A 12,543-nucleotide genomic window follows, 5' to 3' on the forward strand; every position below is an offset into this window, starting at 1 on the left:
GTTGGTTTGAATAATTGTGAATTTAGTATGAAAAAAATATTTGCATTTTCATATTAATAATAAAAAATGATTAGATTTGTATAATTAATATAATATTGAGAAAGTTATGAAGAAAAATTTTACTTCTTTCTTTTTCCTCTTTTTGTTTGCGATTACCAGTGCACAATGGAGTCCTACAACATTCAGGGGAGAAAAAACAAGAGCAGGCTCCGATATTAAGAGCTATTACACTCTAAACATTTCTTTGCTAAAGTCTCAATTGGCAAAAGCGCAGGAAACGGGTAAAAATGCAAAGCCCGTTACCATTTCCTTGCCAACTTTAGAAGGAAAAATTGAAAAGTTTGCCGTTTACAGCTTCCCTGTGGTAGTTAAGGAACTGGCAGACGAGTATCAACTGGGATCTTATGTAGGTGTTGGGATTGATGATCCCGGAAAATACCTGAGATTCAGCTTAGCACCGGATGATTTTCAGTCGATGATAATCAAAAACGGTGTCTATGAATTTATAGAGCCGGCCGATAAAGGCAAAACGGTTTATGGTGTGCACCCAAAAACTGATAAAAGCAACGAAGGCTTTCTTTGCTCTATGAACGAAGACCGTTTGACAAAAATGGAAATCGATAAGCTTTATAAAGCTGGAAAAACATTCACCAACCAAACAACCGATTTTTCGAAATCTTCTGATAAAAAATACAGAACGATGAGATTGGCAATGTCGGTAACCGGAGAGTATACCCAATATTTTGGGGGTACAGTAGCCAATGCACTGGTTGCCGTGAATGCTACTTTAACGAGAGTAAACGGCGTATTTGAAAAAGATTTTGCCTTACATCTTAATTTACAGAACTTTCCGGGAGTAATATATACAAATCCCGCCACAGATCCGTATTCTCCTGCTGCGCAGATGAATAACTGGAATCTTCAGTTACAGCAAACACTTACAGCAAATGTAGGAAGTGCCAATTATGATATCGGTCACTTATTCGGAGCTTCAGGTGGGGGAGGAAATGCTGGATGTATAGGATGTGTATGTATCGATCCTGCTAATAATAATGCAACCCAGAAAGGCTCGGGATATACTTCTCCTGCGGATGGTATTCCACAGGGAGATAATTTTGATATTGATTATGTAGCACACGAAATGGGACACCAGCTAGGTGCAAATCATACATTTTCACACGGCCTGGAAACTGCAGGTGTAAACGTAGAACCGGGTTCCGGCTCTACTATTATGGGATATGCCGGAATCACAGGAACCAACACTGATGTTCAGGCTCATTCAGATCCTTATTTCCACGCAGTAAGTATTACCCAGGTTCAGAATAATCTTACCAGTAAAACATGCGATGTTGAAACGGTAATTGCCAATAATCCGCCTGTAATTACTCCTTTACCTTCTTATAATATTCCTAAAGGTACGGCATTCGTATTAACAGCTTCTGCTACAGACGCAGAAAACGATCCTATGACGTATTGCTGGGAAGAGGTGGATAACGCAAACGTTACCATTAATAAAAATAATCTTGGAACAACTGCAAGTGGAGCTACATTCAGATCATTTAATCCGACGACAAGCCCTACAAGATATTTCCCTAAACTAGCATCAGTATTAGCTGGTGTGCTAAATAATTCCAATAATGGATGGGAGTCTGTTTCTACTGTTGCGAGAACAACAAATTTCAGAGTAACGGTTAGAGATAACAATCCTGATCCTACTCAGCAGCAGACGCAATTTGCCAATCAGCAGATTATTGTTGGGAATGACGGACCTTTCAAAGTAACTTCTACGACTGCTTATAACAATGCACCAACAGCTATTACATGGGATGTTGTTAATACTACAGCAGCACCTTATAACGTAGCAAATGTAAAAATTGATTATACAACCGACAATGGAGTTACATGGACAGTAGCAACTGCTTCTACCGCTAACGATGGTAATGAGTCTTTAACACTAACCGGCCTTACGGTTGGAGCCACCGTTAAAATCAGAGTAAGTTCTATAGGAAACGTATTCTATGCAATCGGAAGTGCTACAGTAACGAGCTTGGCCAGCTGTACAGGTGCAGCCCCGACAGGTATTGCAGTATCTGCAATTACACAAACTACCGCTACTGTAACATGGACTGCCGCGGCAAATGCCACATATGTCATTCAGTATCGTCCTGTTGGAGGTACTACATGGTCTACTGTTACTTCAACAGGAAATTCTGTAAATCTTACAGGTTTAAATGATGGAGTTCAATATGAAGTGCAGGTGGCAACAGTTTGTAATGGTGTTCAGGGCGCTTTCTCTGCATCAACAAACTTTACAACATTGGGTCTGAACTACTGTAATATGACATCAAATAACTTTAATGATGAATATATTTCTAATGTTACAGTTACGCCGAATGGTGCTGCAGTAATGAGCAATAACTCTGGAGGTTCTACTTATACAGATTATACAACTACGCCAAGTGCTCTTGTAAATCTTGTAATAGGATCAGCAAATAATACGGTATCTGTTAATAAGTTCTGGACTGGTTTTGCATTCAGTGAAGCAGTAGGTGTTTGGATTGACTTCAACAGAAACGGTGTTTTTGAAGCTTCCGAACAAGTAATGAACTCGCCGGCTAGTACAACAACTCCGGTTTCAGCTACTTTCGCAGTACCGGCAAATGCCTATAACGGACCTGCTACCACGAGAATGAGAGTGGCAATGCAGTTTAATACTTCACCTACAATGTGTACAAGTTTTACATTTGGAGAGGTTGAAGATTATGCGGTGAAATTAATACAGCCGATTCCTTGTACAAGTAACGCTCCATTAAACCTTACGGTTACCAACCTTACTGCAACTTCTGCTTACGTAATGTGGGATCCGGCAGCAGGAGCAACCTATGTATTACAATACAGACCGGTAGGTTCTACAACATGGACTACAGTTCCATTAACAGCTAATGCATATACAATAAATGGTCTAACTGAGCAGACATCTTATGAAGTTCAGGTTGCATACGTATGTTCGGGAACAACAGGGACCTTTACGGCACCTTACCAGTTTACAACGCCACAGGTAACTTATTGTACAATTAATTCAAACAATAATACCAATGGTTATATTTCTAATGTAACAGTTACTCCTACCAATTCATATGTAATGAGTAATAATTCAGGTGCAGATACCTATACAAATTATTCAGCTGACCCTGCTAAATTAATTACATTAGTTCGTAATACCACAAATAACAGTATTTCCGTTTCCAAATCATGGTTAACAACAACTACTTCTTCATTAGCTGTTGGGGCATGGATTGACTTTAATAGAAATGGAATTTTTGAAACTACGGAAAGAGTAATCAGCACTACAGCAAATACTACTACTCCGATAAGTGCTACATTTGTTGTTCCGGCAACTTCATACAATGGGCCGCTGACCTTAAGAATGAGAGTTATTTTCTCTACCAGCAGTATTACAGATCCTTGTGCAACAGTTGCCAACGGAGAGATTGAAGATTACGCGGTTAAGATTATTGATCTTTCACCTTGTACAACAGCTCCTCCATCTCCAATTGTTGTTTCGAATATTACCGCTTCTACAGCTTTAGTTTCATGGATTAATGCTACCGGAGCTACCTATTCTTTACGATACAGAACAGGAACTGGTGCCTGGACAACTATTGCGCCGACAACAAACCCTTACACGATTATCAACCTAAACGGATCTACTACTTATGAAGTACAGGTAGCAACTACTTGTGGCGGTACCACAGGCGCTTGGTCAAGTTCCGTCAACTTTACCACACCTGCTATATCATACTGTAATTCGGGTACGGCAACGGTTAGTGACGGATTTATTAATAATATTACGGTAACAGGTACAGCTACACCTATGATGTCTAACAACTCTGGGGCAAGTACTTATACCGATTATTCTAATGATCCTGCAAAAATCATCACGTTAGCCCGAAACTCTACGGGTAATGTACTTTCTGTAGGGAGAACAATATTATCAAGCACATATTCTACTTATGCATGGATAGATTTCAACGGAGACGGAATATTTAATAATAATCCAACTACGGTAGCGGGAGGAGAAAGAATTATGAACCTTGGATATTCTTCTACTACACCTGTAACGGCAACATTCCCGGTTCCGGCAGGAGCTTATGCAGGGACCAATAAAGTGAAAATGCGTGTTATTGTGTATTTCCTTACACCAACAGATGCATGTTCACCTCTTACAAGCAATGGAGAAGTTGAGGATTATCAGGTGAAATTTGTAGATATTCAGCCTTGTACTACAGCAGCTCCTTCAGGAATTACTGTGTCAAATATCACAGCTACTACAGCTACTATATCATGGATTTCTTCAACAGGAGCTACCTATCTTGTTAGATGGAGAACAACAAACCCTGTGGGGGCTTGGACTGTATCTCCTGCACCGATTACCGGAAACAGCTATAATATTACAGGTCTTACGGAACAAACAGCTTATGAAGTACAGGTTGCTACAATTTGTGGTGGAGTTCAGGGACCTTGGTCTGCTTCTACACCTTTTACTACAACGCCTATTACCTATTGTAATATGACCGGTACGGGTACAACTGATTTTATCTCTAATGTTACGGTAACTTCAGTGAATCCAGGTATTCCTCCAATGAGCAATACATCCGTTCAGACCAATTATATTAGCTATACAACTCCGGCTACTTTAATTAATCTGGAAATAGGATCTACAGGTAATCAAATCTCCGTATCAAAAGGAGCAACACAAAATGATGCCGTATCTGCCTGGATAGATTTCAACAGAAACGGAGTCTTTGAAACCTCAGAGCAGATTATGGCTTCTGCCGCGAGTACAACAAGCCCGGTAACCGCATTATTTAGTGTGCCTGCAAATGCATACAACGGAAATCTTAACACGACAATGAGAGTTGTTCTCAAGCGTACAAGTGCTCCTGTAATGTGTCAGAATGCCGTAAACGGAGAAGTGGAAGACTACGCGGTGAAATTAAGACCATGTGCAACCACCACCCCTACAAACGTAACATTCAATACGATTACTCATACGTCTGCTAATGTAACTTGGACTGTTCCTGCGGGAGGACTTACATTTATTGTAAGATACAGAGTAGCCGGTACTGGAACATGGTCACAGGTAGTGGCTTCTACATTAACCGGAAACCCGCCATTGGCTCTTACAGGATTAACTCCTGCAACAACTTACGAAGTACAGATTGCCGCAAGCTGTGGTACAACACCGGGAACATTTACACCGGTTCAGACATTCACAACGAGATGTGATCCTACACCTCCGAATGTAACTGTCGGTACTGTAACTACAAACTCTGCTGTAATAAGCTGGTCTCCGATAGTAGCGAGTGCAACTTATGTATTAAGATATAGAGTTGTAGGAACGGGTGCATGGACTACTGTAAATATTACTGCAGCACCTTTAAATACATATACTCTTACAGGTTTAAGTCCGTATACAACATATGAAGTGCAGGTTGCTAATCAATGTAACGGAGAAACAACAGTGAACGCCTGGTCTAACCCTAAAGTATTCACAACTGAAAGAACGTGTGAACTACCACCTCCGGGATTAACAATTACCAACCTTACTCCTACAACAGCAGTCGTGGTATGGGATTCTTTCCCTGGAGCAACCTATATCTTGAAATATAGAAAAGTAGGTATTCCAAGCTGGACAACAGTCACTTCAAACACAAATACAATTACACTTACAGGATTGTTGGAATTAACGCAATACGAGTTGCAGGTGGCTAATGTATGTAGCGGAACACCGGGAACATATACTTTACCATACTTCTTTACAACTCCTACGGTAGTGTACTGTCAGATGTCAGCGGTTTCATCCGCTGCAGGGTATGTTTCGAAAGTGAAAGTTACACCAAACGGGAAACCTGTAATGGAAAACGCATCAGGTGCATCCAACTATACAGACTATACAGGTGTTTCTGCCAAGTTTATAGAATTGATTCAGGGTTCTTCAAACAACCAGATTACAATTGATAAAAAACTTTCAGGAAACACTGAGGCTGGTGTAGCTGTCTGGATTGATTTCAACAGAAACGGATACTTCGATATTAACGAAAGAGTGATGGCTGTTGCTCCGAATACTGATGCTACCGTTAGCGGAACGTTCACAGTGCCGGCAGATGCTTTCGTGAGCTTAACAGACTACAAATACGTAGTAATGAGAGTGGCATTGTCAAAAGATGCTATTCCGGTGAACTGTACAAACATTCCTAACGGAGAAGTTGAAGATTATACCGTAAGGATTTCTAAACTTCCTGTTCCTAACCCAATTAATCAGACGGATATCTTAATATATCCTAACCCGGTTAGTTCAATATTGTATGTGAAAAATATCAGCAAAAAAGCGAATTATAAGATCTACAATGCGGCAGGACAGTTGGTGTCAAGCGGAATTATTCTGAATAATAAGATTGATGTACACACTTTGATCAATGGTGTTTATGTGATCGATATTCAGGATGGAAATGAAGTTACCGCTCAGAAGAAATTCATCAAAGAATAATCATTTAATTATTAATCATTTAACAGGTTCTCAGTAATGGGAACCTGTTTTTTTTATTATATATGCATGCTATTTCTGAAGGGATTGATTAGAATTCTTAAACTAATTTATCATAATATAATTTTAAAAAAAAAGATAATAAAAAATGTAGAGAATATATATATTTGTCACCAGAAAAGGAAAAAGTATTTATTATTAACAATATGCGGTATGTAAATATTGTTGAATTTGTAATTAGTATATGCTCTTCATTTAATCTGAATTAAATTTTTTAAACATAAACTAAATGATGAAAAAAAGTAATTTTTTTAAAATTGCCTGCTTTGGTGTAGCATTCCTTGTAGTATCTTGTATGAACGAAGACCTTTTACAAAAAAAATGAAGATGACGACATACAAATTGTTGATGCCACTGTTAAAAATGGAAGATTTTATTTCCCGAACAAAGAATCTTTAAAGGCAACTTACCAATCACTCAAAAATAAAAGTAAAGAAGAAATTGAGGAATATATAGAAGACAGTGGAATCCATTCATTAAGACCAATTATTACTAATAATAATGAAGAAGAAGTTATTAACGAAATTAGACAGAGGAAATCCACACTTTTAAAGAATAATGCAGCATTTAAAACAACAGATGCAAACATCACTGATGAAGAATTAATAGAAGATTTGGATGATTTAGAAGAAATTGTGGGAGATGATGTTTATTCTGCAATGCTTAATGATGGTGCAGAAATACAAGTTGCACAAGATATTTATAAATACACTGATGTAGGGTTGTTCATCGTCAAGCAGCAGGAGTACTCAGACTTACAAAATTATCTTGAAGTTAAAAATATTTCAGATAACATGCTTTTACCTACGGATGAATCAATTAAAGAAGCATATATAGAATCAATGCCGGCGAAACAACTAACCTCTGCAACATCAAAGATACTTTATTTTAATGCTTTAGAACCCATTGATGATAGTACTGGACCAAACGGAGGGTATAATTACCCAGTTGGATCATCTGGAGGATCTGGAAATAATTCAACATATACACCACCAATAGAGCCTTCTATGGGAACTATTGTGCAAAATTTACCTATCGGCACAGTGAGAAAACCTTTTTTAGGTAATCTCTTTGGCACCACTTGGGAAACAGATGATAAATATGAAAGTCATAGAAGAGTAAAAGTTAAATTTTACAGTCAAAATTTATGGTTAGTTTATGCTGTTGGTTGCAAAGTGAAACATCAATACAAAGGCTGGACTGGTTTGTGGAGAAAAGAAAATGCTGATAAATTAGGTATTGGAGTTAATTCTATCAGTTGGACTTTTAGCCATTCGATGAACATGAGTTCACCTGCTGGAGTACCTAAGCAAGCCTATTGGTTGGGAAGTAATATGTATACATCAACGAACGGAATTTCTTTTACCTTTCAGCAAAATCAAAATATTCCATCCTTACCTTTTGCATCTAATCTGGACGGAGTAATACAATTTATTACAGATTTTACAGGGCTTACCGAAGAGCAATTAGATAAATTATTCTGGGAAAATGCTTGGAAACAAGCAAATAAGTTTTTAGAAGGACAAAATAAAAAATTAAACAGAGTTGCTTTCGTTGTCGATTCATATACTTCAACATACATTCGTTATTATGATTTTAGTCAGATTGAAGATAATCAGGATGTTATAGAAAGGGTTTTTGACTTTGGAATAGCCACTCCTCAATTTACTTACACATTTGGTGGAGGTACTGGAAATGGAGTTGCTACCACAAGTTATAGTTTTAATTTTATGCAGCCCCAAGCAACATCTGTAAGCATGTACGGTATTGCGAAAAAGAATGGAGGTTGGCATGGTGTTAAATTGATTGCAAAATAAATAATGAAAATTTCAATTACTTTTTTATTTTTTTTGGTCTTTATGACTGCTTGTATTTCTGATGAAGAAAGTAAAAGGCAATTAAACTCCCCTTATCAGGGAGAGTGGGGCGGAAACTTTGATGGGGGTAACACTGGAACTATAGATTTTATTGTTGACAAGGAAGGAACAATAAATGGTATTTTAGTATTTTCATCAAACAATTTATCAGAAGAATTTCAGTGCTATGTTGCCTTTGATGGAAAGTTTGATATTAATTCTCCTAATAAATATTATTTTTCCGGAATTCTTAATACATCTGCTCCGGCAAAAGGCAAATGGAAAAAGTTAGAATCTTCTAATTCGTATATTTCTGGAAATTTTACAATTAATAAAAAATAGTATGAGAAAATTTGTTTTGGCTTTATCAATAATAACAAGTGTTTTTACAACCGCTCAAGAAAAGGAAGATATAGAAAAATCCTTAACGGGAGTTCAAATAGGTATATTGGGAGCAAATATATATAACGAAGTTCGATTAGATGAAAATTTAAGTCTGCGTAGCGAAGTATCACTTTACCCATCTATCTGGGGAGGAGATTTATATTCAAAAACAGGATTTGCACTTGCTCCTGCAGTTTCTCTTTCTCCAAAATGGTACTATAATTTAAAGAAAAGATCAAATGATGGAAAAAGAACCAAAAATAATTCAGGTAATTATCTATCAGCGAAGTTAGAATATATACCTGATTGGTTTGTTATATCGAATACTAAAGACATTCATGTAAATCCAACTTTAGCTATAATACCTAATTGGGGTTTAAGAAGAAATTTTTCAGAAAACTTTAATTATGAGTTAAGATTAGGATTAGGCATTGGTAAAATTCTAAAAGAAGATTATGATTTGCAAGTTATCCCTGAAATTAGCTTTAAATTAGGATATGACTTCTAAACTTTAACAATAAACCCGCTGTATATTCAGCGGGCTTTTATATTTTATTCAATGTCGAAAACTATCTTTTCTGTAATTTCTTTTAAATCTTCGAGATTGGTATTGTTATAGATAATGCAATCTGCCAGTTTTATCTTATCTTTTTCAGGCATTTGCTTTTCCATGATGGCCTGTACCTCTCTGTACGTTTTACCATCCCTGTCCATTACCCTCTTCATTCTGATATTATCTTCTGCCGTTACCAAAATAGATTTATAACATTCTTTATTAAGTTTCAGTTCAAATAATAAAGCGGTTTCTTTAAAAATCAGATATTTTGTCTGCTTCTTAATCCAATCTTCGAAATCAAGACGTACTGCAGGATGAATAATCTGGTTTAACTGCTCCAGTAGATTCTGGTTGGTGAAAACTTTTTCAGCGACAAATTTCCTGTTATAAATTCCATTTTCGTCATATGACTCTTCACCGAGAAGTTCTTTAATTTTTGCTTTCAGGGCTTCATTTTCGTTTACAATATCTTTGGCTCTGTCATCTGAATAATAGACGGGAAATCCAAACTCTTCGATAAATTTTGCCACCGTGGTTTTTCCGGATCCTATTCCACCTGTAAGACCGATGATCTTGGGTGCTGACAATGGTTCCGGCTCAGCTTTCTGAGTTTCTGAATGTAGTTCTTCCATAGTTTGAATTAATATCCGAAAACATCATTAAAACTAAATGTCTCATCAAGTCTTACACCCTTTTCCGTCATCTTAAGACTGGCAAGTTCGTTGTGGGCATCGTGCTCAAAAAACAACAAGTACTCATTATCCACGCACTGTTTTAAGAATTTTCCCTTTTCTTCAAGAGTAAGAAGAGGTCTGGTATCATATCCCATTACATATACCTGGTTGATGTGCCCTGCGGTCGGGATAAGATCTGCTGCAAAAACAATGGTTTTTTCCTGATATTGAATCACGGGAAGCATCTGTTTTTCAGTGTGGCCGTCAACAAAAATAACATCCATTTTAAGATCCGGTGCGAAACCGTAATTTCCGGTGGTAGGAAGAGGTAAAAAATTAAGCTGCCCGCTTTCCTGAATCGGAATGATGTTTTCCTTTAAAAAACTTGCTTTCTCTCTTGCATTAGGTTCCGTTGCCCATTTCCAGTGGTTTTCATTGGTCCAGAACTGTGCGTTTTTGAAAGCCGGGCGGTATCCTGTTTTGTCATCATTCCATTCAATAGCACCACCGCAATGATCGAAGTGAAGATGCGTAAGGAATACATCCGTAATGTCTTCTCTTACAAAACCATATTTCTTTAAATTTTTATCTAAAGTATCATCTCCCCAAAGAGAATAATGACTGAAGAATTTTTCATCCTGCTTGTTTCCCAGTCCGCAATCTATTAAAATCAGCTTTTTGCCGTCTTCAACAAGAAGGGAACGGGTTCCCAGCTCAATCAGGTTTCTTTCGTCTGCAGGATTGGTTTTTTCCCACAGACTCTTCGGGACGACTCCGAACATGGCGCCGCCATCCAGTTTAAATTTTCCGCACTGTATTGGATATAGTTTCATATTAAGATTTATAATGTTTGTTTATTTCTGAAAAATAAGATTTTCACGCCAACCTGAAAAATAATTTAGTAATTTTTTGTTGACGCATAAATATGTCATAGCATGTGCACTTAAAAAAGTTCTCCCGGATTTTTTGATCTGGAAATATTTAAATGTTTATAGGCTTTATCGGTTACTTCACGTCCTCTCGGCGTTCTGATGATAAAACCTTCCTGAATTAAAAAAGGCTCATACACTTCTTCCAGCGTTTCAGGATTTTCCCCGATGGACGTTGCCAGTGCAGAAATGCCTACGGGTTTTCCCTTAAAATTTTCAATCATTACCCGCATGATTTTGTTATCCATCTCGTCAAGCCCAAATTCATCTACGTTTAGGGAATCAAGTGCATATTTGGTAATGTTGATTTCAATTTCCCCATTTCCTTTGATTTCTGCAAAATCACGAACCCTTCTCAAAAGAGCATTGGCAATTCTCGGGGTTCCACGGCTTCTGCGTGCAATTTCAATCGCTGCATCTTCATAGATTTTTATTCCTAAAACCCTGGAACTTCTCTGGATGATCATTGATAAAAGCTCAATGGTATAATATTCCAGTCTGCTCTGGATACCGAATCTTGCAAGCATCGGTTTGGTAAGCATTCCGCTTCTTGTGGTAGCACCTACTAAGGTAAAAGGATTTAAACCAATCTGAACACTTCTCGCGTTCGGTCCGGTTTCCAGCATAATATCAATTTTATAGTCTTCCATTGCAGAATAAAGATATTCTTCTACAACAGGAGACAAGCGATGAATTTCATCAATAAAAAGGACGTCATTTTCTTCAAGATTGGTCAGCAGCCCGGCAAGGCTTCCCGGTTTATCCAGCACGGGACCGGAAGTAATTTTGCAGTTTACTCCGAGCTCATTGGCAATAATATTGGCCAGTGTCGTTTTACCAAGTCCTGGCGGGCCATGAAGTAGTACATGGTCTAATGCTCCGCCACGTTTTTTGGCAGCAGTTACAAAAACTTCGAGATTTTCCAGTGTTTTTCTCTGCCCTGCAAAATCTTTAAAACTCTGCGGGCGGATCTGTTCTTCCTGTGCAAGTTCTTCACGGGAATAATTGTCTTTATCCGGATGTAAAAAGTCTGGCATTAATTCAGTTTCATTTACTGTAAAGATAGGAAAATTGAGGTTAAGAATAAAGATTGAGGTTAAGATTAAGATAAATGTATATCGTTTTACAAGTTATCATATTAATTTATTTTAAGTAATTTTGAGAGGAAAATAATTAATAAGAAATGATAAAAGATTTTACTGATGCCCGTATGGCAAAAGGCAATGGATATTGCTGAAAAGTGTTTCAATCTATCAGGGGATTTACCCAAAAGAAGATTACGCACTAATTTCACAATTAAGAAAATCTGCCGAAAATATTTCTTCAAATATAGCGGAAGGTTTGGCAGAAGAACTTCAAAAGCCAAAGCAGGTTTTATGATATTTCAGAGATCTGCATTTGAAACAAAAAACCATGTAATATACGGAAACAGAGTAAAATATTTTTCAGAACAGGAGAGTTTGGAATTCAGAATTTGATTGGTGAAGTTTTACACGATTTAAATAAAATCACAAATCGTTTAAGTGCCATTAAACCT

The 12,543-nt window shown here is 37.4% G+C and carries 8 protein-coding genes; 5 read left to right on the plus strand and 3 right to left on the minus strand.

What is annotated here, in order from left to right; translation table 11 throughout:
• The first annotated feature begins 106 nt into the window (after positions 1–106).
• The 4 genes from ODE14_RS16575 to ODE14_RS16590 all read left to right on the plus strand — a co-directional run bounded on the left by ODE14_RS16575 (position 107) and on the right by ODE14_RS16590 (position 9,355).
• Positions 107–6,550: a GEVED domain-containing protein gene (locus tag ODE14_RS16575; protein ID WP_263602220.1), complete on the plus strand. Its 6,444-nt coding sequence runs from the start codon at positions 107–109 to the stop codon at positions 6,548–6,550.
• A gap of 671 nt (positions 6,551–7,221) precedes the next feature.
• Positions 7,222–8,424, plus strand: coding sequence for a hypothetical protein (locus ODE14_RS16580; RefSeq protein WP_263602221.1), 1,203 nt, complete (start codon positions 7,222–7,224; stop codon positions 8,422–8,424).
• 3 nt (positions 8,425–8,427) lie between these two features.
• Entirely contained in the window at positions 8,428–8,805 is a 378-nt protein-coding gene (locus ODE14_RS16585) for a hypothetical protein (RefSeq protein WP_263602222.1), read from the plus strand.
• A 1-nt stretch (position 8,806) separates the two neighbouring features.
• Entirely contained in the window at positions 8,807–9,355 is a 549-nt protein-coding gene (locus tag ODE14_RS16590; RefSeq protein ID WP_263602223.1) for a hypothetical protein, read from the plus strand.
• 44 nt (positions 9,356–9,399) lie between these two features.
• Here the strand turns inward: ODE14_RS16590 and coaE are convergent, their stop codons facing one another.
• From coaE to ruvB, 3 genes are all read right to left on the minus strand, one after another.
• Positions 9,400–10,035, minus strand: coding sequence for a dephospho-CoA kinase (gene coaE, locus ODE14_RS16595; RefSeq protein WP_263602224.1), 636 nt, complete (start codon positions 10,033–10,035; stop codon positions 9,400–9,402).
• An 8-nt stretch (positions 10,036–10,043) separates the two neighbouring features.
• On the minus strand, positions 10,044–10,910 hold the full coding sequence (locus ODE14_RS16600) for an MBL fold metallo-hydrolase (RefSeq protein ID WP_248388486.1): 867 nt from the start codon (positions 10,908–10,910) through the stop codon (positions 10,044–10,046).
• Between the two features lie 110 nt (positions 10,911–11,020).
• Positions 11,021–12,043 (minus strand): Holliday junction branch migration DNA helicase RuvB, encoded by a 1,023-nt coding sequence (gene ruvB / locus ODE14_RS16605; protein WP_263602225.1) that lies wholly within the window; start codon positions 12,041–12,043, stop codon positions 11,021–11,023.
• Positions 12,044–12,236: 193 nt separating this feature from the next.
• Here ruvB and ODE14_RS18755 point away from each other — a divergent pair, with 193 nt between their 5' ends.
• Positions 12,237–12,386 (plus strand): four helix bundle protein, encoded by a 150-nt coding sequence (locus tag ODE14_RS18755; RefSeq protein WP_412059341.1) that lies wholly within the window; start codon positions 12,237–12,239, stop codon positions 12,384–12,386.
• The last annotated feature ends 157 nt before the right edge of the window (positions 12,387–12,543 follow it).

Origin of the sequence: Chryseobacterium sp. PET-29 (assembly GCF_025736815.1) — a bacterium.
GTDB classification, from domain to species: Bacteria; Bacteroidota; Bacteroidia; order Flavobacteriales; family Weeksellaceae; genus Chryseobacterium; species Chryseobacterium nepalense.